The sequence below is a fragment of the Thioalkalivibrio paradoxus ARh 1 genome (assembly GCF_000227685.2).
GTDB classification, from domain to species: domain Bacteria; phylum Pseudomonadota; class Gammaproteobacteria; order Ectothiorhodospirales; family Ectothiorhodospiraceae; genus Thioalkalivibrio; species Thioalkalivibrio paradoxus.
Genome location: NZ_CP007029.1, coordinates 2891151 through 2917154, shown reverse-complemented (window position 1 = coordinate 2917154; position 26004 = coordinate 2891151). Strand labels below are relative to the sequence as shown.

Annotated in this window: 25 protein-coding genes, 3 tRNA genes and 1 pseudogene; 24 read left to right on the top strand and 5 right to left on the bottom strand. The window is 66.2% G+C overall.

What is annotated here, in order from left to right:
• Positions 1-83 precede the first annotated feature (83 nt).
• A complete protein-coding gene (queG, locus tag THITH_RS13060) occupies positions 84-1169 on the bottom strand; it encodes a tRNA epoxyqueuosine(34) reductase QueG (RefSeq protein ID WP_006748882.1) in 1086 nt (361 codons plus the stop codon).
• A gap of 92 nt (positions 1170-1261) precedes the next feature.
• On the opposite strand from queG, the gene THITH_RS13055 reads away from it, so the two are divergent.
• The 15 genes from THITH_RS13055 to THITH_RS12985 all read left to right on the top strand — a co-directional run bounded on the left by THITH_RS13055 (position 1262) and on the right by THITH_RS12985 (position 16224).
• Positions 1262-2719, top strand: coding sequence for an NAD(P)H-hydrate dehydratase (locus THITH_RS13055; protein ID WP_006748881.1), 1458 nt, complete (start codon positions 1262-1264; stop codon positions 2717-2719).
• The gene (tsaE, locus tag THITH_RS13050) at positions 2716-3180 is read left to right on the top strand and encodes a tRNA (adenosine(37)-N6)-threonylcarbamoyltransferase complex ATPase subunit type 1 TsaE (protein ID WP_006748880.1); all 465 of its coding nucleotides are present in this window, start codon (positions 2716-2718) and stop codon (positions 3178-3180) included. Before THITH_RS13055 ends, tsaE begins: the two co-directional genes overlap by 4 nt.
• A gap of 121 nt (positions 3181-3301) precedes the next feature.
• Entirely contained in the window at positions 3302-4657 is a 1356-nt protein-coding gene (locus tag THITH_RS13045) for an N-acetylmuramoyl-L-alanine amidase (RefSeq protein ID WP_006748879.1), read from the top strand.
• A 75-nt stretch (positions 4658-4732) separates the two neighbouring features.
• A complete protein-coding gene (mutL, locus tag THITH_RS13040; protein ID WP_006748878.1) occupies positions 4733-6538 on the top strand; it encodes a DNA mismatch repair endonuclease MutL in 1806 nt (601 codons plus the stop codon).
• 4 nt (positions 6539-6542) lie between these two features.
• Positions 6543-7454 carry a tRNA (adenosine(37)-N6)-dimethylallyltransferase MiaA gene (miaA, locus tag THITH_RS13035; RefSeq protein ID WP_006748877.1) on the top strand — a complete coding sequence of 304 codons (912 nt, stop codon included), beginning with the start codon at positions 6543-6545 and terminating at the stop codon, positions 7452-7454.
• 102 nt (positions 7455-7556) lie between these two features.
• Positions 7557-7808, top strand: coding sequence for an RNA chaperone Hfq (gene hfq / locus THITH_RS13030; RefSeq protein WP_006748876.1), 252 nt, complete (start codon positions 7557-7559; stop codon positions 7806-7808).
• Between the two features lie 23 nt (positions 7809-7831).
• Positions 7832-9202, top strand: coding sequence for a ribosome rescue GTPase HflX (gene hflX / locus THITH_RS13025; protein WP_006748875.1), 1371 nt, complete (start codon positions 7832-7834; stop codon positions 9200-9202).
• 109 nt (positions 9203-9311) lie between these two features.
• Positions 9312-9396, top strand: a tRNA-Leu gene (locus tag THITH_RS13020).
• Positions 9397-9490: 94 nt separating this feature from the next.
• Complete coding sequence (tig, locus tag THITH_RS13015) at positions 9491-10807, top strand: trigger factor (RefSeq protein ID WP_006748874.1); 1317 nt, start codon at positions 9491-9493, stop codon at positions 10805-10807.
• Complete coding sequence (gene clpP, locus THITH_RS13010) at positions 10804-11445, top strand: ATP-dependent Clp endopeptidase proteolytic subunit ClpP (protein WP_006748873.1); 642 nt, start codon at positions 10804-10806, stop codon at positions 11443-11445. The genes tig and clpP overlap by 4 nt, the downstream gene beginning before the upstream one ends.
• A gap of 100 nt (positions 11446-11545) precedes the next feature.
• Positions 11546-12823, top strand: coding sequence for an ATP-dependent Clp protease ATP-binding subunit ClpX (gene clpX, locus THITH_RS13005; protein ID WP_006748872.1), 1278 nt, complete (start codon positions 11546-11548; stop codon positions 12821-12823).
• Positions 12824-13083: 260 nt separating this feature from the next.
• On the top strand, positions 13084-15531 hold the full coding sequence (gene lon / locus THITH_RS13000) for an endopeptidase La (RefSeq protein ID WP_006748871.1): 2448 nt from the start codon (positions 13084-13086) through the stop codon (positions 15529-15531).
• Positions 15532-15669: 138 nt separating this feature from the next.
• Entirely contained in the window at positions 15670-16041 is a 372-nt protein-coding gene (locus tag THITH_RS12995) for an HU family DNA-binding protein (RefSeq protein ID WP_332254803.1), read from the top strand.
• 12 nt (positions 16042-16053) lie between these two features.
• Positions 16054-16129 (top strand) — tRNA-Val (locus THITH_RS12990).
• A gap of 18 nt (positions 16130-16147) precedes the next feature.
• Positions 16148-16224 (top strand) — tRNA-Asp (locus tag THITH_RS12985).
• Between the two features lie 41 nt (positions 16225-16265).
• Here the strand turns inward: THITH_RS12985 and THITH_RS12980 are convergent.
• Positions 16266-17249, bottom strand: coding sequence for an ADP-ribosylglycohydrolase family protein (locus tag THITH_RS12980; protein ID WP_198019447.1), 984 nt, complete (start codon positions 17247-17249; stop codon positions 16266-16268).
• A 272-nt stretch (positions 17250-17521) separates the two neighbouring features.
• Positions 17522-18070, bottom strand: a complete 549-nt coding sequence (locus THITH_RS12975; RefSeq protein WP_006748868.1) for an ADP-ribosylglycohydrolase family protein — start codon at positions 18068-18070, stop codon at positions 17522-17524.
• Positions 18071-18189: 119 nt separating this feature from the next.
• Here THITH_RS12975 and THITH_RS18585 point away from each other — a divergent pair, with 119 nt between their 5' ends.
• The 9 genes and pseudogenes from THITH_RS18585 (at position 18190) to THITH_RS12955 (ending at position 23149) form a co-directional block, all read left to right on the top strand.
• Positions 18190-18363, top strand: a complete 174-nt coding sequence (locus tag THITH_RS18585; RefSeq protein ID WP_006748867.1) for a hypothetical protein — start codon at positions 18190-18192, stop codon at positions 18361-18363.
• A 456-nt stretch (positions 18364-18819) separates the two neighbouring features.
• Positions 18820-19026 (top strand): annotated as a pseudogene (locus tag THITH_RS19380) (hypothetical protein).
• Complete coding sequence (locus THITH_RS19760) at positions 19016-19222, top strand: hypothetical protein (protein WP_084222669.1); 207 nt, start codon at positions 19016-19018, stop codon at positions 19220-19222. Before THITH_RS19380 ends, THITH_RS19760 begins: the two are co-directional and overlap by 11 nt.
• Positions 19223-19795: 573 nt before the next feature.
• Positions 19796-21049, top strand: coding sequence for a group II intron reverse transcriptase/maturase (gene ltrA / locus THITH_RS12970; protein ID WP_041483389.1), 1254 nt, complete (start codon positions 19796-19798; stop codon positions 21047-21049).
• Positions 21050-21083: 34 nt separating this feature from the next.
• Positions 21084-21299: a hypothetical protein gene (locus THITH_RS19375; protein WP_084222668.1), complete on the top strand. Its 216-nt coding sequence runs from the start codon at positions 21084-21086 to the stop codon at positions 21297-21299.
• Positions 21289-21495 carry a hypothetical protein gene (locus THITH_RS19755; RefSeq protein WP_006748998.1) on the top strand — a complete coding sequence of 69 codons (207 nt, stop codon included), beginning with the start codon at positions 21289-21291 and terminating at the stop codon, positions 21493-21495. Before THITH_RS19375 ends, THITH_RS19755 begins: the two co-directional genes overlap by 11 nt.
• A 131-nt stretch (positions 21496-21626) precedes the next feature.
• Entirely contained in the window at positions 21627-21890 is a 264-nt protein-coding gene (locus THITH_RS12965; RefSeq protein WP_025367555.1) for an AbrB/MazE/SpoVT family DNA-binding domain-containing protein, read from the top strand.
• On the top strand, positions 21887-22267 hold the full coding sequence (locus tag THITH_RS12960) for a PIN domain-containing protein (RefSeq protein WP_006748996.1): 381 nt from the start codon (positions 21887-21889) through the stop codon (positions 22265-22267). The genes THITH_RS12965 and THITH_RS12960 overlap by 4 nt, the downstream gene beginning before the upstream one ends.
• 429 nt (positions 22268-22696) lie before the next feature.
• Positions 22697-23149: an RT0821/Lpp0805 family surface protein gene (locus tag THITH_RS12955; RefSeq protein WP_006748995.1), complete on the top strand. Its 453-nt coding sequence runs from the start codon at positions 22697-22699 to the stop codon at positions 23147-23149.
• 222 nt (positions 23150-23371) lie between these two features.
• Here the strand turns inward: THITH_RS12955 and THITH_RS12950 are convergent, their stop codons facing one another.
• Both THITH_RS12950 and THITH_RS12945 read right to left on the bottom strand, forming a co-directional pair.
• Entirely contained in the window at positions 23372-24070 is a 699-nt protein-coding gene (locus THITH_RS12950) for a sulfite exporter TauE/SafE family protein (protein ID WP_006748994.1), read from the bottom strand.
• 691 nt (positions 24071-24761) lie between these two features.
• A complete protein-coding gene (locus THITH_RS12945; RefSeq protein ID WP_006748993.1) occupies positions 24762-25718 on the bottom strand; it encodes a sigma-54 interaction domain-containing protein in 957 nt (318 codons plus the stop codon).
• Positions 25719-26004: the final 286 nt, after the last annotated feature.

Here is a 26004-nt window from a genome sequence, read left to right as displayed (position 1 = left end):
CGCGCAGCGCGGGGGCGAGCCTCAGGGGTCGGTGTCTGCCGCCTGCGGTTCCTGCGCCGCAGGCTGTTCCGCCGGGCATGGCGTTACCGCGCCGGTCGCTTCCGCAGCCGCAGTCGCTCGAGTGCCCAGCCCACATGTTCGCGAACCAGCGCGGACGGATGCCCGGCGCGGCGCTCGAGCGCCGCGATCGCCTCGGGTGTCGCCGGGCCGTTGCCCAGTGCCACCGCGACATTGCGCAGCCAGCGCGGGTGGCCGATGCGGCGGATCGCCATGCCGGCGGTTCGCTCCAGGAACGTCGGTTCGTCCCAGGCCAGGAGCTCGATCAGCCCCGCCGAGTCCAGCCCGTGACGCGCAGCGAAATCCGGTTCGACGCTGAGACTTGCGAAGCGATTCCAGGGGCAGACCAGCTGACAGTCGTCGCAGCCGTAGACGCGGTTGCCGAGCATCGGCCGCAGGGGTTCCGGGATCGCGCCCGGGTGTTCGATGGTCAGGTAGGAGATGCAACGGCGGGCATCGAGGTCGTACGGTCCCCGAAAGGCCTGCGTCGGGCAGATGTCGAGGCAGGCCCGGCAGCTGCCGCAGTGCGCCTCGGTTGGCGCGTCCACCGGCAGCGGCAGGTCGGTGAACAGCTCGCCGAGGAAGAACCAGGAACCCGCTTCCCGCGCCAGCAGGTTGGTGTGCTTGCCGATCCAGCCCAGCCCGGCGCGTTCGGCGAGCGCCTTCTCGAGGATCGGTGCGCTGTCGGTGAAGGCACGGTAGCCGAAGGGGCCGACCGCGGTCTCGATCCGGTTGGCGAGCGTCTGGATCCGCCGGCGGATCAATTTGTGGTAGTCGCGCCCGAGCGCGTAGCGCGAGACATAGGCCCGGGTGGAATCGCCGAGGATCGTCTCGGGCCGCGCGCAGTCCGGCGGCAGATAGTCCATGCGCAGGCTGACGATGCGTTGCACGCCCGGAAGCAGTTGCGCGGGGTCGCGCCGCAGCTCGGCGCGGTCCGCCATCCAGCGCATCGCGCCATGCGAACCCTGCGCGAGCCAGGCATCGAGGTGCTCCGCGTGGACGCCGACCGACGCGTCGGTGATGCCCACGGCCTGGAAGCCGAGGGCGTGCCCCCACTCGCGGATCCGGGCGGCCAGCTCACGGCATTGGCTTGGAGTCAGGGTTTGCGGCACGATCGACGGACAGCCTCTTCCTGGGTGCGGATAGCGTGAATGATGACCCGACGGCGGTGCCTGTTGCCAACCGCCTCTACGACGAGTCCGGAATGCGTGAACTCGACCGCCGGGCGATGGCCCGGCCGGGAATGGGCGGCGGTGCGCTGATGGAACGCGCCGGCGCGGCGCTGCTCGATGCGCTGACCGACGCGTTTCCGGGCGCGCGCCGTCTCGGCGTGCTCTGCGGTCCGGGCAACAACGGCGGCGACGGCTATGTGCTCGCCCGGCTCGCCGCCGCCTCGGGTTGGGCGGTGACCGTCCACGGCAGCGCCGGCGGCGCCGACGCTGCCAGTGACGGTGCACGTGCGGCCGAGGCCTGGCGCGCTGGCGGGGGCGCTGTCGAGCCGCTCGAGGACTTTGCACCCGGCGCCGCCGATGTCTGGGCCGATTGCCTGTTCGGAATCGGCCTCGGGCGCCCGATCGGCGGGGAACTGGCGGTGCTGATCGAGCGCCTGAACGCCTCCGGGCAGCCGGTACTGGCGGCGGACGTGCCGTCCGGCATCGACGTGAACACCGGTGCGGTGCAGGGCGTGGCAGTTCGGGCGGCGGTCACCGTAACGATGATCGCGGACAAGCTGGGCCTGCACACCGGGTCGGCGGTCGACTTCGTCGGCACAGTCCGGGTCGCCGGCCTGGGCGTTCCGGACGAGGTGTTCCAGGATGTGCCGTTTCCGGCCGTGCGCTGGCGGCCGGAGGCGGTGTCGCGGTGGCTGCCGAGGCGCCGTCCCGGCGCGCACAAGGGCGATTGCGGGCATGTCGTCGTGATCGGCGGAGCGCCGGGCTACTCCGGGGCCGGGCGGCTGGCGGGAATCGCGGCCCTCCGTGCCGGGGCAGGACGGGTGACGCTGGTCACCCACCCGGAGCACGCGGCGCTGGCGAACCTCGAACGGCCCGAACTGATGGTGCGCCCGGCCGCATCGGCGCAGGATCTGCAGGCGCTGCTGGCGGGGGCCGATGCCGTCGCGGTCGGGCCGGGCCTCGGGCAGCAGGCCTGGGGCCGGGCGCTGTGGCCGGCGGTTGCCGACTGGCCGGGGCCGCTGGTGGTCGATGCCGATGCGTTGAATCTGCTGGCGCAGGCGCCGCGGCAGCGCGGCGACTGGGTGTTGACGCCGCATCCTGGCGAGGCGGCGCGGCTGCTTGCGGTCACGACCTCTGTGGTCAACGCCGATCGTGTCGCCGCAGTCGGTGCGATCCGCCGCCGCTTCGGCGGTGTAGTGTTGCTGAAGGGGGCGGGGTCATTGGTCGCGCTGGCGCCGGGAGGCGGAATGGCCTGCATCACCGGCGGGCACCCGGGGATGGCCAGCGCCGGAATGGGGGACGTGCTGACCGGCATCGTTGCGGCCCTTCGGGCACAGGGGCTCGGGGCAGGCGAGGCGGCGGCGGCAGGGGCTGCCTGGCATGTTGCGGCGGCGCGGCTGGCGGCGGACCGCATCGGCGGGGAACGCGGCATGCTCGCGGGCGATGTGATCGAGGCGCTGCCGCAAAGCGGCGCCGGAGGTGGCGCATGAGCGACGCGGGCCGGTGGCTGCCCGATGCCGAAGCGACCGAGCAGGCGGGGGCGGCGCTGGCCCGGTGCCCGGCGTTCGCGCAGCTGCGCCAGATCCACCTGCAGGGCGACCTCGGGGCAGGCAAGACGACGCTGGTGCGCGGGCTGTTGCGTGCGCTGGGGCATCGCGGCGCGGTGCGCAGCCCCACCTACACGCTGCTCGAGCCTTACGAGTTCGCCGGGCTGACCGTGCTGCATTTCGACCTGTACCGCGTCGGCGATGCGGACGAACTCGAGTACCTCGGTGTGCGGGAACAAAGCGACGCGCGCACCCTCTGGCTGGTGGAGTGGCCGGATCGCGGTGCGGGCTGGCTGCCGCCGCCGGATCTGGTCGCAACGCTGGTGCACGAGGGCACCGGTCGCCGGCTGTCATTCTCCGGGCCGCTGGCTGCAGCGATCTCCAGGCAAATGAGGGACTTGTGAGGGTGCAATCAGAACAGCGGGTATCTCTCTCAAAAGAAAGCATTTCTGTCTTGCATTTTGATGCGAAAGGTCCACAATGTAAGCAGAGCCCCTGATCGAAAAGGGAATACCCGTGGCCGGAATGCATCAGCCCGATCTGCTCCGACGCCGGCTCCTGCAAGGCCTGGCGGGACTGGGCCTGGGAGTTGCCCCCCTTTCGCTGTGGGCGCGCTCCGGGGTGCAGCGGCTGCGCATGTCGGTGGATGGGTCGACGACGCGGCTGGTGTTCGACATGGACGGGCCCGCCGACTACGACATTTTTGCGCTGGACTCGCCGCATCGGGTGGTTGTCGACCTTGCCGGCGCGCGCGCGCTGAACTCACTGGAGGTCGCGTCCAACCCGCGGTCGCTGGTCGCGGGCGTGCGCTATGCCCAGCGCAACGGGACCGACCTGCGCGTGGTGCTGGATCTGCGCTCCCCGGTCGAGCCGCACAGCTTCGTATTGTTGCCGGCGCAGGGCTCGCCGCACCGGCTGGTGCTGGATTTGACCGAGCGCGCGGAACCGGTTGCGGTGGCGCGGATCGCGCCGGAGACGTCGGCGAAGCCGGAAAATCGGCCGCGTGAGCCGTTGCGCGAGGTCATCGTCGCGATCGACCCAGGCCACGGTGGCCACGATCCGGGCGCGATCGGCCCCGGCGGCACCCGCGAGAAGGACGTGGTGCTGCAGATCGCGCGGCGTCTGGCCGAACGGGTCGAGCGCGAGCCGGGGATGCGCCCGGTGATGATCCGCACCGGCGACTACTTCCTCCCGCTACGCGAGCGCATCGATCGCGCCCGGGCGGCACAGGCCGACGTGTTCCTCTCCATTCATGCCGATGCGATCCACGATCGCCGGGTGCAGGGGTCGTCGGTCTATATCCTGTCCGACCGCGGTGCCTCCAGCGAAGCCGCGCGTTTCCTCGCGCAGCGCGAGAACAGCGCGGATCTGCGCCTCGGGGGCGTACCGATCGAGAGCAAGGACGATTCCCTGACCAGTGTGCTGCTGGATCTCGCGCAGAGCGGCACGATCGAGGCCAGTCATTCGCTTGCGCAGCGGTTGATTTCCGAGATGCACCGGGTCGGCAAGGTGCGCAAGGCGGAGGTGGAGCGCGCGAACTTCGCGGTGTTGCGCTCGCCCGACGTGCCCTCGGTGCTGATCGAGGCGGCGTTCATCTCCAACCCGTCCGAGGAGCGGAAGCTGCGCACCCAGAGCTTCCAGAACTCGCTCGCCGATGCGATTCTCACCGGCTTGCGTGCCTATTTCTCGACCCACGCTCCGCCGGGAACGCTGATCGCCGAAGGCCGCCGCGACCGGCACATCATCCGGCCTGGGGAGACGCTGTCCGCGATCGCGGAGCGGTACCGGATGTCGGTTGCGGATCTGAGGGCGGTCAACGACCTGCCGAACGACCGCATTTTTGCGGGGCAGGTGCTGCAGATTCCGTACCAGGGCAGCTGAGTCCCGGGAACGCGGGCCTTCCGGTCGCAGGCCCTTCTGGGCTAGGCTGCTGCCTTTGTCCAGTCGTCCGCCCCCGTGCCGATCCAGAAACTCCCACCGCAACTGATCAGTCAGATCGCCGCCGGCGAGGTGATCGAGCGTCCCGCCTCGGTGATCAAGGAACTGATCGAGAACAGCATCGACGCCGGGGCGCGGCGCATCCAGGTCGATCTCGAGCAGGGTGGGATGCGCCTGATCCGGGTGACCGACGACGGTTCCGGCATCGCGCGGGACGAACTGCCGCTGGCGCTGTCGCGGCACGCGACGAGCAAGGTGAGCGAACTGGGCGATCTCGAAGCGTTGCAGACGCTCGGGTTTCGCGGCGAAGCGCTGCCCTCGATCGCTTCGGTGGCCCGGCTGGTCCTGACCTCGGGGGTGGCCGGGGAGCGCAGCGGCTGGCGCCTGGCGGGCGATGGCTCGGACGCGTTCGGCGAGGTGGCGCCGGCGGCGCACCCCCGGGGCACGACGGTCGAGGTCCGCGACCTGTTCTTCAATGTGCCGGCCCGGCGCAAGTTCCTGCGCACCGAGCGTACCGAGTACCTCCATTGCGAAGACGTGGTCCGGACACACGCGGCCGTGCGTCCGGACATCGCGTTCGAACTGCGCCACAACGGGCGCGCGGTGCTGGATTTGCCGGCGGTCGGCGCGGCGGCGGCCGCGGGCCGCGTCGCAGCGCTACTCGGCGAGGAGTTCCTGCGCCATGCCTTCGAAGTGGAGGAGGAAGGCTCCGGCCTGCGCCTGTGTGGTTGGCTTGGCGCGCCGACGCATTCGCGCGCCCAGGCCGATCAGCAGCATTTCTTCGTGAACGGCCGGCCGGTGCGCGACCGCGTGCTCGCGGCGGCGGTGCGGCGCAGCTACCGCGACGTGCTGTACCAGGCGCGGCATCCGGTGTTCGTGCTGTTCCTGGATCTGGATCCCGCGACCGTGGATGTGAACGCTCACCCCGCCAAGCACGAGGTCCGCTTCCGCGACGGGCGGTTGGTGCACGATTTCGTGTTCCGGGCGCTGCATCGCGCCCTTGCCGACCTGCGACCCGGAGACGGTCCTGCCGGAACGGGGCCCGTGCCGACCGCCAACGACGCCAGGTTCGGGTCCGGCCGCGCGTTTTCGGATGCACCGGCGCGTCGGAACGGTTCATCCGGCGAGCCGGCACGGGATACGCGCTGGGAATTGCCGCTGCCCCAGGTCACGGAGGCGGTCGAGCCCGAGCCCCACCCGGCTGTACGCGAGCCCGCCGGCCCCGCGCAGCCGGCGGGTATGCCACCGCTCGGGTTTGCGATCGGGCAGGTGGCCGATGCCTTCGTGCTGGCGGAAAACGCCCGCGGCCTGGTGCTGGTGGACATGCACGCGGCGCACGAGCGCATTACCTACGAGCGGCTGAAACGGGACTGGCGCGAGGCCCGCATGATCCGCCAGCCACTGCTGGTGCCGGAAACGCTTCAGGTGACCCGAGCGGAGGCCGATCTGGCGGAGGCCTCGGCCGAGCTGCTGCGCGGCCTGGGCTTCGAGGTGGACCGTTCCGGGCCCGAATCGGTGACCCTGCGCGCCGGGCCGGCGTTGCTGCAGGGCCGGGATCTGACGCAGTTGCTGCGGGATGTGCTCGCCGACTTGCAGCAACTGAGCCATGCGGACCGGGCGGAGGCGGCGCTGGACGGGGTGCTCAGTACGATCGCGTGTCACGGCGCGATTCGCGCCGGCCGCAAGCTGACGCTGCCGGAGATGAACCGCCTGTTGCGGGACATGGAGGCGACCGAGCACAGCGCGCAGTGCAACCACGGCCGGCCGACCTATGTCGAGCTGGACCGGCAGGCGCTGGACCGCTTGTTCCTGCGCGGACGCTGAGGCGGTGCGCCAGGTCATTCTGCTGATGGGGCCGACGGCCAGCGGCAAGTCGGCGCTGGCCTTGGACGTGGCCGAGGCGATCGGGGCCGAGATCATCAGCGTGGATTCGGCGCAGGTATACCGCGGCATGGATATCGGCACGGCCAAGCCCGATGCCGCGGAGCGGCGGCGAGTCCCGCATCACCTGATCGATGTCCGCGACCCCGAGCAGAGCTTCTCGGCCGCCGACTTCGCCGAGCTGGCCGCGTGCCGGATGCGGGAGATCATTGCTCGCGGGCGTACGCCGCTGCTGGTGGGCGGCACGATGCTGTATTTCCGCGCGCTGCTGGAAGGGCTGGATCCGATGCCCGAGATCGACCCGGCGGTGCGCGCCGCGCTGCGCGCCCGTTTGCCCGAGGTCGGCGCGCAGGGGCTGCATCGGGAGCTTTCCGCGGTGGATGCGGCCGCGGCGGCGCGCATCCACCCGAACGATCCGCAGCGTATTCTGCGTGCACTCGAGGTGTTCTTCAGTACCGGGCGTCCGCTGTCGTCGTTCCAGTCCGGGGAGCGCCGCCGCCCGCCTGCGCACTGGCGCAGCCTGGCGTTGTGGCCCGAGGACCGGGCCCGGCTGCGCAGGCGTATCGCCGAGCGTTTCGACGCGATGCTGGACGCGGGGTTCACCGAGGAACTGGAGCGGCTCGCCGCGCGTCCGCACTTGACTGCGGAACATGTTTCACAACGCGCGGTCGGATATCGCCAGGGCTGGCGGTGGCTTTCGGGGTTCTATGGCCTGGATGAGTTTCGCCAGCGCAGCATCGATGCCACCCGCCAGCTTGCCAAGCGGCAGCTGACCTGGCTGCGCGGCCAGCAGGGAATCGAACGGCTCTGCGCCGAGACTGCAGACGTCGGCGCGGTGCTGGCGCGCCTGGCGCGCTGATTTCGCGCGGCACCGCGCGGAACCGGTTCGACGATATGCTAGTCTTCAAAAATATAAGGGGGCGCCGGCTCCCGATGACGACAGACAAAAGGATGACCGATCATGGCAAAAGGGCAGATGCTACAAGAACCCTTCCTCAACGCGTTGCGCCGCGACCGCATTCCGGTCTCGGTGTATCTCGTCAACGGCATCAAGCTGCAGGGGCAGATCGAGTCCTTCGACCAGTTTGTCGTGCTGCTGAAGAGCGCGGTGTCACAGATGGTGTACAAGCACGCGATCTCGACGATTGTTCCGGCACGTCAGGTGCGCCTGAACATCGAGGGCGAGGAGCCTGCCGACACCAAGGATTCCTGAGTTCATGAAGGAGTTACACACGATTGTTTGAGCGTCCTGAGAGCGGGGATCGCGCCCTGCTGGTTGCACTCGCGATGGGCGAGGTGGCCGATATCGAAGCCCAGATCGGGGAATTCCGTGATCTGGCCGAGTCTGCCGGTGCCGACGTGGTCGGCCAGATCTCCGGAAGCCGGCGTAACCCCGATCCGCGCTTCTTCGTCGGTTCCGGAAAGGCCGACGAGATAGCGGCCGCGGTCGCGGATGCCGGTGCCGATCTCGCGATTTTCAACCACCCGCTGTCACCGAGCCAGGAGCGCAACCTGGAACGGCACCTGGAGTGCCGGGTTCTGGATCGTTCGGGGCTGATTCTCGACATCTTCGCCCAGCGTGCGCGTTCCCACGAGGGCAAGCTGCAGGTCGAGCTGGCACAACTGCGGCACATGTCGACGCGCCTGGTCCGTGGCTGGACCCATCTGGAGCGCCAGAAAGGCGGCATCGGCCTGCGCGGGCCGGGTGAAACCCAGCTCGAAACCGACCGGCGGTTGCTGGCAGCGCGGATCAAGCACATCGAACGGCGCTTGGAAAAGGTCCAGCGCTCCCGGGAACAGGGCCGGCAGGCCCGGCGGCGTAACGAGACGCCGACGGTGGCGCTGGTGGGGTACACCAACGCCGGCAAATCGACCCTGTTCAACTGCCTGACCGAGGCGCAGGTGTATGCCGCCGACCAGTTGTTCGCCACCCTCGATCCCACCCTTCGCCGGCTCGATCTCGCTCCGCACCAGTCGGTGATCCTGGCCGATACCGTTGGCTTCGTTCGCGATCTGCCGCATGAACTGATCGCGGCATTCAAGGCGACCCTGACCGAGACCCGCGAGGCTGCGTTGCTTCTGCACGTGATCGACGCCTCGGATCCGGAGCGTGAGGCGCACATCGAGCAGGTCGAAGACGTGCTGGCAGAGATCGGGGCGGGCGAGGTGCCGGTCTGGCGGGTGTACAACAAGATCGACCGCATGCCGCCGGCCAGTGACGGTGTTTCGGGGCGTTTCGAGGCCGGGGGCGACACCCTTTGGGTGTCGGCGGTGACCGGTGCCGGCGTGGAGGCGTTGCAGACACGGCTCGCAAACCATTTCACCGAGGCCATGTTTCGCGGTTGGGTCGCGTTGCCGGCGGCCGCCGGCCGGCTGCGCAGCCGTCTGTTCGCGGAGCGCGCGGTGGAGGCCGAGCAGACCGGTGCGGACGGGCATATGCATCTGCGCCTGAATGTGCCGGAGCGGGTGTTGCGGGCATTGCTGCGCGAAGCCGGGCTCGATCCGGACCCCGGCCAGCTGCGGATCGTGGCAGACGCAGGTACAGTTGCAGAGCCGGCCGAGCCGGTTGAACCGGACCTCGCGGAGGTCGGGCGTCGCGCTTCCTGACGGCGGATCCCGGGCGTTGCGCCGAGTATGGCAATGCGTGCGCAGGGCCGGGCATGTGACGTGTCTGCCTGCACGCAGTAAACTAAGGGGTCATGTCCAGGGCGACCGAGCGAAAGTGGCGGAACTGGTAGACGCGCTGGATTTAGGTTCCAGTGGGGCAACCCGTGAGAGTTCGAGTCTCTCCTTTCGCACCATTCCTGGCGTCGGGTGCTACAAATCCGACCCAATCGCGCCCGGCTGGCGCATTCCGGTATTTCCTGATTTCCCGATCGTACACGAGGCCTACTGATGCAAGTTTCTGTTGAAGCCACCGGCAGCCTGGACCGCAGGATGACGGTGCAACTCCCGCGAGAGCAAGTCGATTCCGAGGTCGAAAAACGCCTGAAGGCGCTGACCCGGCGGGTGCGAATCGATGGCTTCCGTCCCGGCAAGGTCCCGCTGAAGATCGTGCAGCAGCGCTACGGATCCGGTGTCTTCCAGGAAGTGCTGAGCGAAATGCTGCAGCGGAGCTATCGCGAGGCCATCGATCAGGAGGGCCTGGCGCCGGCCGGCGGCCCGAGCATCGAACCCCGCGTGCTCGAGCCGGGTCAGCCGATCGAATACGTGGCATCGTTCCAGGTCTTTCCCGAGGTGACCGTGGCCGATCTCTCCGATGTCGAGATCGAACGGCCCGTGGCCGAGGTCGAGGCGGAGAACGTGGACAAGGTGATCGAATCGCTGCGCCGGCAGCAGCGCAAGTGGCATGCAGTCGAACGCCCGGCGGCCGATGGCGACCGGGTGACCCTGGATTTCACCGGCACGCTGAACGGCGAGGCGTTCGATGGCGGCCGGGCCGAGGGGTTTGCGGTCGAAGTGGGGGCAGGGCGCCTGCTTCCGGATTTCGAATCGCAGCTCGTGGGCCTTGAGGCCGGCGCCGAAAAGGACATCGACGTGACTTTCCCGGAAGACTACCCGGCGGAGAATCTGAAGGGTCAGACGGTCCAGTTCGCACTGAAGATCCAGAAGGTCGAAGAGCCGCGCCTGCCAGACGTGGATGCCGACTTCGCCCGCAGTTTCGGCGTCGAGGACGGCGACGTGGCGAAACTGCGCGAGGAAGTCAAGGCAAACCTTACGCGGGAGCTCGCCCAGAACATCAAGGGCCGGGTGAAGAAGCAGGTGATGGACGCGCTGGTCGCGCGGCACGATTTCGAACTCCCGAAAAGCCTGGTGCAGGCCGAAGTCGATCGCCTGCGCACCGAGGCCGAGAAGCGTTTCGGTGGGCCCGAGAAATCGCAGCCGTTGCCGGACGCGATGTTCGAGGACGAAGCCGCCCGCCGAGTGCGCCTGGGGCTGGTCGTTCGAGCGATCGTCGATGCCGAGAAGATGGAGATCGACCGCTCGCGGCTCGACGCGGAACTCGACACGCTGGCGCAGACCTATGAGGACCCCGAGGAGGTCAAGCGTCACTACCGGACGCATCCCCAGGCGATGGCCGGTCTCGAATCCCTGGTGCTCGAGGATCAGGTGGTCGCTTGGGTGCTGGAGCAGGCCCGGGTCACCGAGAAGCCGAATACCTTCGAGGGCCTGATGGCGCCCAGTCAACCCAATCTGGAGAGCGCCGCATGAGCCGTATTCCCGACGTTTCCGGGGCGCAGCACACCCAGGCCCTGAATCTTGTACCGATGGTCGTGGAACAGACCGCTCGCGGCGAGCGCGCCTACGACATCTACTCGAGGCTGCTGAAGGATCGCGTCGTCTTCTGCGTCGGCCCGGTCGAAGACTACATGGCCAACGTGATCGTGGCCCAGCTGCTGTTTCTCGAGTCGGAAAACCCGGACAAGGAGATCAGCCTGTACATCAATTCTCCGGGCGGTGCGGTGACCGCCGGAATGGCGATCTACGACACCATGCAGTTCATCAAGCCCGAGGTGAGTACCCTCTGCGTGGGACAGGCCGCCAGCATGGGCGCGGTGCTCCTGGCCGGTGGCGCCGCCGGCAAGCGCTACTGCCTGCAGCATTCCCGGGTGATGATCCACCAGCCCTTGGGCGGCTACCAGGGCCAGGCGACGGACATCGACATCCACGCGCGCGAGATCCTGAAGATCCGCGAGGAACTCAACCAGATCCTGTCTCGGCACTCGGGCCAGTCGGTCGAGACGATTCGCAACGACACCGAGCGCGATCGGTTCATGACGGCGCCGGAAGCCAAGGAATACGGCCTGGTCGACCATGTCCTCGAGAAGCGCGAGGTGCAATCGGGGTGATCACCCCGCGGCAACCCGACGGACTGCCGGTCAGCTTGCAACCGATTCGCAAACGGGGCATGTTGCAAATGAATCACGAATCGCAGACCGAGGCATACGGATGAGCGACGACAAATCCTCCCGCAACGACGGCAAGCTGCTGTACTGCTCTTTCTGCGGGAAGAGCCAGCACGAAGTGCGGAAACTGATCGCCGGGCCTTCGGTGTTCATCTGCGATGAATGCGTGGAGCTCTGTAACGACATCATCCGTGAGGAGATGCAGGAGGCCGGCCACACGGAGCGCGACTCGCTGCCGAAGCCGCGGGAGATCCGGGCGATCCTCGACGAGTACGTGATCGGCCAGGATTCGGCGAAGAAGATCCTGTCGGTGGCCGTCTACAACCACTACAAGCGGCTCGAGGCGAAGTCCGGAAAGGACGACGTCGAACTCTCGAAATCCAACATTCTGCTGATCGGCCCGACCGGTTCGGGCAAGACGCTGCTGGCCGAGACGCTGGCGCGGGTGCTGAATGTCCCGTTCACGATCGCCGATGCGACCACGCTGACCGAGGCGGGGTATGTCGGCGAGGACGTCGAGAACATCATCCAGAAGCTGCTGCAGAAGAGCGACTACGACGTCGAGAAGGCGGAGACCGGGATCGTCTACATCGACGAGATCGACAAGATCTCGCGCAAGTCCGATAACCCCTCGATTACCCGCGATGTCTCGGGCGAGGGCGTGCAGCAGGCCCTGCTGAAGCTGATCGAGGGGACGACCGCGTCGGTGCCCCCCCAGGGAGGGCGCAAGCACCCGCAGCAGGAATTCCTGCAGGTCGATACGCGCAACATCCTGTTCATCTGCGGCGGCGCGTTCTCCGGGCTGGAAAAGGTCATCCAGCAGCGGTCCGAGAAGGGCGGCATCGGGTTTTCGGCCGAAGTCCGCTCGAAGGACAAGGATCGCTCGGGCAGCGCCTGGCTGCAGCGTCTCGAGGCCGAGGATCTGGTGCGGTACGGCCTGATCCCCGAGTTCGTCGGGCGCCTGCCGGTTCAGGCGACGCTGGAAGAACTTGACGAGGCTGCGTTGGTCACCATCCTGACCCAGCCGCGCAACGCATTGGTAAAGCAGTACCACCGCCTGTTCGAGATGGAAGGCGTCGATCTGGAGTTCCGGGACGACGCGCTCAGCGCGATCGCGCGCAAGGCGATGAACCGCAAGACCGGCGCGCGCGGGCTGCGCTCGATCATGGAGAACATCCTGCTGGATACCATGTACGAGCTTCCGTCGATGGAGAACGTCAGCAAGGTCGTGATCGACGAGGCCGTGATCCGCGGCGACGCCGAGCCCTACCTGATCTACGAGAACACCGGTTTCGCGAAACAGGCGGCCTCCGACTCCTGAGCGCCGGGACGCGGCCCGCCGGGCTGCGCGCCGTGAACATCGGCGGTGCCGTTTGAGGCGTGCCATCAGGAGCGGTTGCTTTAACGGGGCGCCAGCGTCCGGGCCGCTGGAGCGCCGTGTGGCGTTGCGCAAGCCTTCTTGCCGGTCCCGGCAACGCGGTGGGGTTCCGCCCGCGGATTTCTCCGGCGAAGCTTGAAAATGGCCGCCGATGCCCCAACCTCCTTTCAAACTCATTGTCCGATGACCCTCGAGAGGGCCCCATGACCCAGAAGACCAGTTCTTCCCAGAACGACGTGGAATCGCCGGTGAAGCGCGTTGCCGTCCTGCCGCTGCGCGATGTCGTCGTGTATCCACACATGGTGATCCCGCTGTTCGTCGGCCGCGAGAAGTCGATCCGTGCGCTGGATTCGGCGATGGCCGAGAACAAGCAGGTGCTGCTGGTCGCCCAGAAGAGCGCCGAAATCGACGAACCCAGCGCGAAGGATCTGCACGACATCGGCACGCTGGGCAACATCCTGCAGCTGCTGCGCCTGCCCGACGGCACGATCAAGGTGCTGGTCGAAGGTTCCCAGCGCGCCCAGGTGATCGATCTCGGCGAGCACGACGAGCATTTCGTTGCGCAAATCCGTCTGGTCGATGAAGAGGCCGGCGCCGAGGAGCGCGAGATGGAGGTACTCGGCCGCTCGGCGCTGAACCTGTTCGAGCAGTACATCAAGTTGAACAAGAAGGTTCCGCCCGAGATCCTGACCTCACTGGCGGGAATCGACGATGCCTCGCGGCTGGCCGACACCATCGCCGCGCACATGTCGCTGAAGCTGGACGAGAAGCAGAAGGTGCTCGAGATCGCCAGCGTGAAGGAGCGCCTGGAACACCTGATCGCCCAGATCGAGGGCGAGATGGACGTGCTGCAAATCGAAAAGCGCATTCGCGGCCGCGTGAAGCAGCAGATGGAGAAATCGCAGCGCGAGTACTACCTGAACGAGCAGATGAAGGCGATCCAGAAGGAGCTGGGCGACCTCGAGGATGCGCCGAACGAGGCCGAGGAACTCGCGCGGAAGATCGAGAAGGCCGGGATGCCGCGCGACGCCAAGAAGAAGGCCCAGGCCGAGCTGAACAAGCTGAAGATGATGTCGCCGATGTCAGCCGAGGCGACCGTCGTTCGCAGCTATATCGACTGGCTGGTCAACGTGCCGTGGAAGAAGCGGACCAAGGTCAGCCAGGATCTGGCGGCCGCGGAACAGGTGCTGAACGAGGATCACTACGGCCTGGAAGAGGTCAAGGAGCGGATCCTCGAGTACCTGGCGGTGCAGTCCCGGGTGCGGAAGATGAAGGGGCCGATCCTGTGCCTGGTCGGTCCGCCCGGTGTCGGCAAAACCTCGCTGGGGCAGTCGATCGCGCGCGCGACCAGCCGGAAGTTCACCCGGATGGCGCTGGGCGGTGTGCGTGACGAAGCCGAGATCCGCGGCCACCGGCGCACCTATATCGGCTCGCTGCCGGGCAAGATCGTCCAGAACCTGGCCAAGGTCGGGGTTCGCAACCCGCTGTTCCTGCTGGACGAGATCGACAAGATGGCGATGGACTTTCGCGGCGACCCGGCATCGGCGCTGCTGGAGGTGCTGGACCCGGAACAGAACCATACCTTCAGCGACCACTATCTCGAGGTCGACTTCGACCTGTCCGAGACCTTGTTCGTCGCGACCGCCAACAGCATGAACATCCCCGGTCCGCTGCTCGATCGGATGGAGGTCATCCGGCTGTCCGGCTACACCGAAGACGAGAAAGTCCATATCGCGCGCAACTATTTGATCAAGAAGCAGATCGAAGCCAACGGCCTGAGCGACGACGAGATCCAGATCAGCGACGCGGTGGTGCGCGACATCGTCCGCTACTACACCCGCGAGGCCGGTGTTCGCGCGCTGGAGCGCGAGATCGCGAAGATCTGCCGCAAGGTCGTGAAGCAGCGCCTGCTGGGCAAGGACAAGGCCAAGGTCACCCAGGTCACGCCGAAGAGCCTGGATCGCTACCTGGGTGTGCGTCGTTTCCGGTTCGGCCTGGCCGAAGAGTCCGATCGTGTCGGCCAGGTGACCGGCCTCGCCTGGACCGAGGTGGGGGGCGAATTGCTTTCGATCGAGGCCACCGTGGTGCCGGGCAAGGGCAAGACCCTGCAGACCGGGAAGCTGGGTGACGTGATGCAGGAATCCATCCACGCCGCGATGACCGTGGTGCGCAGCCGGGCTGCGTCACTCGGAATCGACGAAAGCTTCCACGAGAAGAAGGACCTGCACATCCACGTGCCGGAGGGTGCGACGCCGAAGGACGGCCCCAGCGCCGGCATCGGCATGTGCACTGCGATCGTCTCGGCGCTGACCGGGATTCCGGTGCGGGCGGACGTGGCGATGACCGGAGAAATCACCCTGCGTGGGCAGGTGTTGCCGATCGGGGGACTGAAGGAAAAGTTGCTCGCGGCGCACCGAGGCGGCATCCGAACGGTGCTGATCCCGGAGGAGAACGAAAAGGATCTGGTCGATATCCCGAAGAACATCAAGGCGAAGCTGGATATCCGCCCGGTACGCTGGATCGACGAGGTGCTGTCGGTTGCGCTGGCCCACATGCCGGAAGCCGCGGCGACGCCGGACGCTGCGCCCAAGGTCTCATCGTCCACCAAGCGTGGCGGTGAAACGCGCCGCAGAAACGTGCGGCACCATTGACGGGCAGGGATTCGGGTTGCCACGGAGCCCGGCAACCCGTCCTTCGCCGGTACACGCGTTTTTTGCTATCGTAGTCGGTCCAATGCATCGGCGCTTGCCAATTCCATCGGCAGGATATAAGAATAGGCGGTATCCCGTATAAAACCCTGGTGTATTGCAGCGCGCCATGCCGTTCGTCCTCGTGATGGGGCAGCCTGGCCACACTCCCAAAAATCACGAACAACAAGGAATCCGTGCATGAACAAATCCGAACTGATTGATGCGATCGCCGAAAGGGCGGATGTCCCGAAGGCGCAGGCGGGGCGCGTGATCGACGCGCTAACCGACGTGGTAGGCGATGAACTGGCGGATGGAAGCCAGGTGTCGCTGGTCGGTTTCGGCACCTTCGTGGTCCGCGAGCGGCCGGCGCGTAGCGGTCGCAACCCGCGCACCGGCGAAGCCATCCAGATCGCGGCTTCGCGGACACCGTCGTTCAAGGCTGGCAAAGCCCTAAAGGATCGAGTAAACTAGCGAGCTTTCGCAGGGTGCTTAGCTCAGCTGGTAGAGCGTCGCCCTTACAAGGCGAATGTCGGCGGTTCGATCCCGTCAGCACCCACCAGCATGTATCACGATTTCTGGAGCGGTAGTTCAGTTGGTTAGAATACCGGCCTGTCACGCCGGGGGTCGCGGGTTCGAGTCCCGTCCGCTCCGCCATTTCACTGTAACAGCAAGTCAAAGCCCGTCAGAACAGGCGCTTATGCTCCATGTTCTGACGGGCTTTTTCCTTTCTGGTTGCCTGCCGAAGTTTCGCGGCAGAACTCAGCGTAGCGCTGCATGAACCGGAGCACGGTCTGCCCGAGCCGGTCGTCCAGGATCCGGTAGACCGGCACCTGGATCCTATTCGGAACGTTGCGGTAGAACGCCTGCGCGATCCCTCCGGTGATGCACGCGAGCGTGTCGGCATCGCCGCCCAGGGAGATCGCGATGCGGATCGCATCTTCGAAGTCTGTGGAATCGAGGAAGGCGCGGATCGCCTGCGGGACGGTACCTGCCGCCGACACGTCGAACGTGTAGCCCGGCCGGATCGCGTCCGTGTGCTGGTTCAGATCGTACCCGAAGCGCGTTTCGATGGTGTCGCGAATGGCGTCCCGGGTCTCCCCGGTGCGGGCCAGGAAGATGGCGGCAGCCACCGCCTGCGCGCCCTTGATCCCCTCGGGATGGTTGTGCGTGACGACGGTGAATGCCTCGGCCTGCCGAAGCACCGTGTCGAGATCATCGAAGGCGTAGCCGACCGGACTGATCCGCATGGCCGCGCCGTTGCCCCAGCTGCCATAGGGCGCCGGGGAAGGGCTGCGCGCCCAGCGGCGAAAGCTGCGGCCGTAGCCGCGGTCCGGATACCGGTCATGGTAAATTCTCAGGTTGTCCACGTACGGCGTGCCCGTCAGCAGGGTGTCAGCGAGCGCCACCGTGAGCACGGTGTCGTCCGTGAACCGGCACCGCGGATCAAACAGGTTGAACGCCTTCGACTTGATCGGACGGTGTTCGTACACGGATCCGATGATGTCCCCTGCGATGGCCCCAATCATGATCGCGCCTCCAAGTGACCAGCTCTTGAGAAACAAACGACATACTTGTTGTGAAATCAATGGGGTACGAGATCGCCAATGTGCCGCACCCCAGCCCCGTTTTTCCGTGAACGCCTGCCCCGGCACGGCCGGGGTTGGGAAGCTGATTATCACGAAACCTCCACAGCGAGTGCGGCACCGCTCTGCGTAGGTCGTCATTGCGAGCGTAGCGAAGCAATCCAGGCGGCGTCGGGAGGACTAACGCCGTTTGGGTCGCCACTTCCCGCCACGCTTCGCTCGCGGCCAAAGGCTTCGCTTCTCGCGATGACGGTGTTTTCGAAGACGGCCGGTTCCAGTTTGCGGCGGTTGCGTGATAGTCAGGAGTGACAATGCTTGCCAAGCCCCGCCAAGCTCCCATGTCACGGTCGCTCCGACAGCCCGTTCCACTATTCTGGATACTTGTCCCGGATCCGCCGGTTCCGATCGTCGTCTTCGCTGGACGCGCCCAACTGCCACTCCCGGAACGCGAACAGGTCTTCCGCGATCTTGGCGATCACCTCCCGCAACTCGAGCGGCTCGAGCCACTCGGCCGCAATCGCGCTCACTCCGTACCGGGCCCCCAGCAGGTTGCCGGTGATGGCCTCGGTGGAATCGGAGTCGCCGTCGTGGTTCACGGCCAGGACCACGCCGTGGCGGAAGTCGCGGGCGACTAGCGCGCAGTAGACCGCGATGGCCAGCGCCTCTTCGGCGATCCAGCCCTCGCCGAGCTCGGCGATCGCGGCTGCCGGAGCGCTCGTCGATGCCGCCAGCCGTTCCGCCTGCTCGAGCGCCCCGAGGGTCTCCTCGTGACCGGCTCTCTGGACCGGACAGTCCTTGGCATCCGCCAGTCCCTGAGTGAGCGTGCGCCCCTCGGCGAGCGCTGAAACCAGTACCGCCAGCACCCCTCCGGTCAGCGACCCGGTGGAGCTACCAGCATGGTCGGGCCGGTGGCTCACAGAGTGACCCTGTGCTTGCGCTCGAGAATTGCACTGGGCGCACGGGCTGGCTCACTTCCTGAGCCAGTCCCCGTATGCTGGAGAGCAGGCAGGGCATCGGTAACGGGAGAGACAGCGTCATGCATGCGCGCACGAGCCAGAGCCACCCGCTGCAGATCGACACCCTGGGGCCGGTGGAGCGCGGCCGGCTGGGGCTCCCGTTCTGCCCGGACAAGTACGACCCCCATGCCCAGATCGGTGCATCGGATCGGGATCTCGACATCGACCTGCGTGCCGCGCTTCCCGCGCATTGACGTTCCCTCTCCTGTCTCCGCACTCCGACCAAGATCGCGAACGGCGAGGGGGTTCAACCGCCTGTTAGCGTGAAAGTCACGGCCTGTCTCGTGTCCCGGGCGACCCGTAGGGCGGAATAGCGCAGCGTCATCCGCCGTACGGCGTTCGTAACGCCCAGGCGCCTGCGGCAATCCGGGCGCCGGATGGCGGATGACGGCCTTCGGCCTTTTCCGCCCTACGCCTCTTTCATCCTCGGGGGTGGCCACATAGGCCATGACAGTTAGCGTGAAAGTTACGGCCTGTCTCGTGTCCCGGGCGACCCGTAGGGCGGAAGAGCGCAGCGTCATCCGCCGTACGGCGTTCGCGCCTCCCCGGCGCCTACGGCAACCCCGGCGCCGGATGGCGGATGACGGCCTTCGGCCTTTTCCGCCCTACGCCTACGCCTCTTTCATCCTCATGGGGTGGCTGCCCGCGCCATGACAGTTAGCGTGAAAGTCACGGCCTGTCTCGTGTCCCGGGCGACCCGTAGGGCGGAATAGCGCAGCGTCATCCGCCGCTCGGCGTTCGCGCCTCCCTGGCGCCTGCGGCGACCCCGGCGCCAGCTGGCGGATGACGGCCTTCGGCCTTTTCCGCCCTACGCCTCTTTCATCATCGGGGGTGGCCACATAGGCCATGACAGTTAGCGTGAAAGTCACGGCCTGTCTCGTGTTTCGGGCGACCCGTAGGGCGGAAAAGCGCAGCGTCATCCGCCGCTCGGCGTTCGCGCCTGCTTGGCGCCTGCGGCAACCCCGGCGCCAGCTGGCGGATGACGGCCTTCGGCCTTTTCCGCCCTACGCGTCTTTCATCATCGGGGGTGGCCACATAGGCCATGACAGTTAGCGTGAAAGTGTGTGCCGCAGCGTGCGGATTGGATGACAGGAGTCTGCCATGAAGCACTAGAAGCTGCTCAAGTGATGGAGGGACCGACCCTCCGGAGTCTGCCTACAGGGGCCGGCTCCAAACCGCCCCGAGCGGCATTGGCTGAAGACCGTTGTCGTGAGCATCGAGGGAAAAGGCATACCCACGTGGTATGTCAGGTACGAATCAAGAAGGCGAGTGACCACGAACCATCGTCGAGGTGTCGAAACTGATAGGTGACATCAAAACCAAAGGCCACTTTTACTTTTGGGAGCAATCCACCGGAAACCTGTTTACTGGGTGGATGATGTCCGGCATAGAGATGGCGCGAGTTTGATTCAGGCGCTTGAGTGGAACTGCGGGAACTCGGGATCGTGATGTGAAGGGAGAACGTCAAGTGAAGAAAAGCGAGACGGAGAGTACCGATGCACGAGCCGAGGACGGATCGATCCGTACGAGCGACGAAGCGTCTGTAATGGCCGCCGAGCGAAGGGATCGAGTTGTTCCGATTGGGTCACGAACCAACTTCGAGAGGAGGATGAGTCCGTGGCACCAATGAGACCGTTTGATATTTCCAAGATGCTGGTGTGGGAGGCATACCAGCGCGTAAAGGCCAATCGAGGAGCGGCCGGTGTGGATGGGGAAACGATCGCGGAGTTTGATCGTGACCTCAGCAGGAATCTCTACCGGATCTGGAATCGGATGTCATCGGGCAGTTATTTTCCGCCGTCGGTGAAAGCGGTACCGATTCCCAAGAAATCTGGAGGTGAGCGGATGTTGGGCGTCCCGACGGTCGGCGATCGCATCGCCCAGACTGTGGTGGCGCTCGTGTTGGAGCCGATCCTGGAGCCCGTTTTTCATGCGGACTCCTACGGCTACCGGCCCGGTAGATCAGCGCACGATGCGCTTGCCATCACCCGCAAACGGTGCTGGGAGCGCGACTGGGTGCTGGAATATGACATTCGCGGCCTGTTTGACAACATCGACCACGGCCTTCTCCTGAAAGCACTCAGGTATCATTGCTCGGAAAAATGGGTTTTGCTGTACGTGGAGCGTTGGTTGGCGGCGCCGATGCAGATGCGGGACGGGTCGGGGCAGGCGCGGACGATGGGTACGCCGCAAGGCGGGCCGCTATCGCCGATTCTTGCCAACCTGTTTCTGCATTACGCATTGGACCACTGGCTATCACGCTTCCACGCCGATATCCCGTTTTGCCGCTACGCGGATGATGGCATCTTGCACTGCCGAACGGAGGCCGAAGCGCTGCAAATGCGGACGCATTTGGAGGAGCGGCTGGCCGCGGTCGGACTGGAGATGCACCCGGACAAGACCCGGGTGGTGTATTGCAAGGACAGCAGGCGAACCGGAACCCACGACCATATACAGTTCGACTTCCTGGGCTACACGTTTAGGCCCCGGCGCATCCTAACTCGTCATGGCAAGGTCCGCACTGGGTTTACGCCTGCGGTCAGTCGCCAGTCGATGACCGCGATGCGCCAGTCTTTGCGGCGGCGTCGACTTTCGCTGCGAAGTGACCTGTCTCTTGGGTCTCTCGCGGAGTATCTGGCTCCTCGCATTCGTGGCTGGATGGCGTACTACTGTCGGTTTCGTGGATCCGAATTTCAGCCGGTCGCGGCTCATATCGACCGGGTGATTGTTCGTTGGGCCATGAGGAAATACAAACGCTTGCGCGGGCATAAGCACCGGGCGTTTGCCTGGCTTGCGCGCGTCAAGCGCCGATTCCCCGCGTTGTTTCCGCATTGGTGCGGGCGCGGGGCGTTCGTGGTCGGAACAATGGGAGCCCGGTGAGTCGAGAGGCTCACGCCGGGTTCTGCGAGCGGCCATGGGGGCAGTTCCCGTGGCCGACTCACCCACGGCCTGTCTCGTGTCTCGGGCGACCCGTAGGGCGGAAAAGCGCAGCGTCATCCGCCGCTCGGCGTTCGCGCCTCCCTGGCGCCTGCGGCAATCCGGGCGCCAGCTGGCGGATGACGGCCTTCGGCCTTTTCCGCCCTACGCCTCTTTCATCATCGGGGGTGGCCACATAGGCCATGACAGTTAGCGTGAAAGTCACGGCCTGTCTCGTGTCCCGGGCGACCCGTAGGGCGGAAAAGCGCAGCGTCATCCGCCGCTCGGCGTTCGCGCCTCCCCGGCGCCTGCGGCAACCCGGGCGCCGGATGGCGGATGACGGCCTTCGGCCTTTTCCGCCCTACGCCTACGCCACTTTCATCCTCATGGGGTGGCTGCCCGCGCCATGACAGTTAGTAGATGAGTGGACGATACTTTGAACTGCGCGAAATTTCCAAACGAGGTGGCCGGATGGCTTGCGAGTGGACATCAGAACGAGGGGGTGCCACGCTTCGTCAAGCGTGGAACGTAGGTCATGCGCATGGCAGTCGGTGAGAACGAGGTTCAGGTTGGTGCCCAAGGCCGGATCGTGATACCGGCCGGCCTACGCAAGGCGCTGAAGCTGAAGCCCGGAGACCGATTGGTTGCCCGAGCAGTCGGTGAAAGTCTGGTACTGGAACGTCGAGAGACCGTCGAAAAGAGATTGCGCGACCGGTTTCGGCACATATCGGGGGATGTCCGACTGGCCGAGGAACTGATCGCCGAACGGCGTGCGGAAGCAGCGCGGGAGGACCGGGAGCGGTGAGCGTGGTCCTCGATGCCTCGGCTCTGCTGGCGTTCCTGCATGATGAACCGGGTGGGGAGAAGGTTTCTCCAGCCCTGGAGGGTGCCCGCGTCTCTGTGGTGAATTGGTCTGAGCTCCTGCAGAAATCGCTACGACAAGGCGTGGATGTCGCAGGGATGGGGCAGGAATTCACCGAGGTGGGGGTGAGATTCGAGCCTTTCACGTCGCAGCAGGCCGAGACGGCTGCATGGCTCTGGTCCCATACCCGGAATCATGGTTTGTCGCTTGCCGGCCGGGCGTGTTTGGCGCTGGCGATGGACAAGGGGTTGCCGGTGATTACTGCCGACCGGGCGTGGGCCCGGCTCAATCTCGGTATCGAGATTCGGGTTCTTCGGTAGGAAATGCTGGTACGATCCAGGGCAATCCCGCGCACCGGGTCTGCAGGGCACAGCTGTGGCGGAGCCGCCCCGGCCGTCGCGAGCCTGGCGACCAACGTCGCGGCCCCGGTTCAGGTCTCGGGTGAGAGCATGATGCCCCGGGCAACTGATTTCGTGGTGCGCTGCGCAGTGTCGCCACGGTGCCGCGGGGGTTCACATTCGAGCAGGTTGCGGACAGAACTGTGCGTGCGGTTGTTGCCCGCTATGGGCCGACCCCTACCAAGGTGGCCAAGTCCCGGAAGACCTGGGCGACCGCGACCGTGCCCGAACGGATAATGTCCGAAACTTCAGGGGACTTCACCTCCCGTTCAGGGAGTTTCGACTACGCTCTCTGGCAACGACGGCGACTGGACCTTCGTGCCGATACGGTAGGTACAACGAGGTGACGATATGAAGCTCATGCATGCCGGAGTACTGGCAATACTCGCAGTAAGTCTGGGGGGCTGCGCCACTCAGCCGACACAGCAGCAGACCGGGGCCGCCGTTGGCGGTGTGCTGGGGGGGTTGCTGGGAACCCAGGTGGGGGCCGGAAGCGGTCGCACCGCGGCGATCATTGCCGGCACGCTTGCCGGTGCGATGATCGGCGGCGCCATTGGCCGCAGCATGGATGCGACCGACCAGCGCCAAGTCTACCATACGCTCGAGACCGTTCCCGATAACCGAACGGTGGCCTGGAACAACCCGAACACGGGCCACCAGTACCAGGCGACTCCGGTGCGGACGTACCAGTCTGCCGGGCAGGACTGCCGGGAGTACCGCATCCACGGTGAGATCGATGGCCGGCCCGAAACCATCGTCGGCACCGCGTGCCGCGACGCACAGGGCCGCTGGGTCAACCAGTAAGGTTCCCGGCTGCCTGAGTACGTGGGCGACTCGTGGCGTTTCAGTGCGACCCTGGGTGCTGGCCGGTCCAGCAGTTGGGGTTGGCCAATCTCGCCTGCGGCAGCCGAGGCCAGGGCTGACCAGCGGTATCGGCCATCGGCTCCGGGCCGGGGCTGGGTATCGCCCGCGCGGGATGCCGGGATGCGCTGCGAGGTGCCCAGACAGGGGCCGGGTTGATCCTGGCTAGTGGTGGTTCACGCTGCCCGTTAGCGAATAGACGATGGTGGCAAGCGCGACGATCACGATCAGCAGACCGATGGCTTGGCGCAGATGTGGCGCCCGTGCCAGCCGGACCAGCCAGGCGGCAAAGATTCCTGCGGCCATCACGCCGGGCAGAGTGCCGGCGCCGAATGCGAGCATCAGCAGGGCTCCTTGCAGGGCGTCCGCAGTGGCCAGGGTCCAGATCAGCATCGAGTAGACGAGACCGCATGGCAGCCAGCCCCAGGCGGCCCCGAACAGCAGGGCCTGCAGCGGCGACGACACCGGCAGCAGGCGGCGGCCCCAAGGTTCAATTCGACGCCAGGCCGGTGCGCCCAGGCGTTCCAACTGCGCGAATCCCGGGAACCACCCGGCAAGATACAGGCCGATGCCGGCCAGTATCGTGGCCGCGAACAGCTGGGCAATGAGGTGGAGCGCGCCGGTGTCGCCGCCACCGCGCAGCAGGATGGCGCCAACCACACCCGCGATGCCGCCTGCCAGCGCGTAGCTTCCGATGCGCCCGAGGCCGTAGGCGAGGACGAAGGTGAATAGACGCGTCCGTCGCTTTCGCACGTCCTCCGGGAGGCTCAGTGTCAGTGCGCCGCTGATTCCCCCGCACATGCCGACGCAGTGCAGGGTGCTGGCGAGCCCGATCAGGAACGCTATGGCGATGCTGTGTTCCAAGACTCCTTCCTAATGGCTTGCCGACGATGCCGCAGCGGGCGAGTGTCGTCCCGGGGAGACCGCTGCGGGAGCCACCAAGACGAGGTGTGCGGCGTTCGAAGCCGTGCGGCGTCTCCCGTGTGCGCCATTCTAGGGGCATCGGCGGCGGGGAGACAGCCCGGCCTGGGGTGACGCAGTGAATCGGTCACCATGCCGGCGAAGCCGGGTGTGGGGGTGCCTGCAGGTGTGGGATCTGGCGCGCCCCAAGGTGTGTGAAAAGACACGGTCCGCCGGCAGTCGGCCAGTCGCGCGTTTCTAAGTCACTGATATTGGGTCTTGGTGCGAGTTGGCACGCAGCCTGCTTGACCTGTCGCAATCCAGACGAAGCGGAGGGAATACCGACAACGACAGCACATTCTCCAGGTGATTACCGAAATCCGCTGGCCACTCGCATTCCGGACCGCCGTTTCATGGCGGTCGAGTGGCCGCGGGCAGTGAAAGCAGGCATAGGCCGTTTCGATCGGCCGATGAGCGAGTAGAGACGTGAACCGCACACCATTGCGAGGCAGACGGTCTTCGGCTCTCCGAGCGCAGATTGTGAGCGCCGGATTGCCGACCAAGCCCCGATCGGGCGCGTTCCCAGCGACAGGACGCGGTGCTGCGGTATCCAGGAAAACGGTCCATTCAGCGTGCCCCGCCGGGGTGCAGGAGGCTAAGCGATCGCGTATTTCTTCAGGCGATACTGCAGAGTATCGCGGCTCAGCCCCAGGAGTTGTGCGGCACGCGTCCGGTTGCCCTGCGTCTTCCGCAGGGCCTGGCGGATCAGGTCGACCTCGAACGTCTCGAGGTGTACCCCCTGGTCAGGCAGTGCATAGCCGCCGGCGGGTGCTCCACCCACGGGTTCCGTGAACTCCCGGGGCAGGTTGCCGGCGTGAACGGGTTGACCCTTCAGCAGGATCAGCGTGCGCTCGCAGAAATTGCGAAGTTCGCGTACGTTGCCTGGCCAGTGGTATCGAGACAGGATCTGCAGCGCATCGGCCCGATAACTCGGTGGAGGGAGGCCGTGCTGCCGTGCCAGCGTGCGCGTCAGGTGTTCGATCAGGATCGGAACATCGCCCCGACGTTCGCGCAGTGGTGGAAGTTCGAGCGGCACCACGTGGAGACGATAGTAGAGGTCTTCCCGGAACCGGCCTTTGCGCGCCTCGGTGAGCAGGTCGCGATTCGTGGCGGCGACCACGCGTACGTCCACTTTTTCGGGTTTGGGCTGGCCGATCGCCTGGCATTCGCCGGTTTCGAGGAAGCGCAGCAGCTTGGCCTGGCTCGCAAGTGGCATCTCGCCGATCTCGTCGAGAAACAGCGTACCCCCGGCGGCATTGCGGATGCGTCCCGGCTGGTCAGCAGTCGCACCGGTGAAGGCGCCGCGTCGATGACCGAACAGCTCGGACTCGATCAGTTGTTCCGGCAACGCGGCGCAGTTGATCGTCGCCATCGGTGCGTGGCTGCGCCGGCTGCTGCCGTGAATCGCGCGTGCAAGCAATTCCTTACCGGTCCCGCTCTCCCCGTGAACCAGTACGGTCACGTCCACCTCGGCCACGATACGGGCCGCGTTCACCACCGCCCGCAGCTCCGGGGACTCGCCAATCAGCAGATCATCGAAGTCACTGGCCATGGAATTCTCCGTCTCGTTTCTCGTTCAGGGCTGCGTGATGCGTACGGCACCGCGGCGGCGCAGCGTGTGATCGCAGGCGCTCGGGGCAACAGGGTGAGCAGAGCCCCGGACCCGCTGCCACGACCCGGGACAACGGGCACTGGCCCAGGCCGCTGCCGACCCGGGCACCCCCGGTGGCCCTGTCCCGAGGCGCACCGGCGCATGAGAGATGTACGCTGGGCGTCTGCTGGCAGGGCCTGCCGCGGCGGGCCGCTCGACCAGGAAACAAGCAAACGACGTGCCCGAC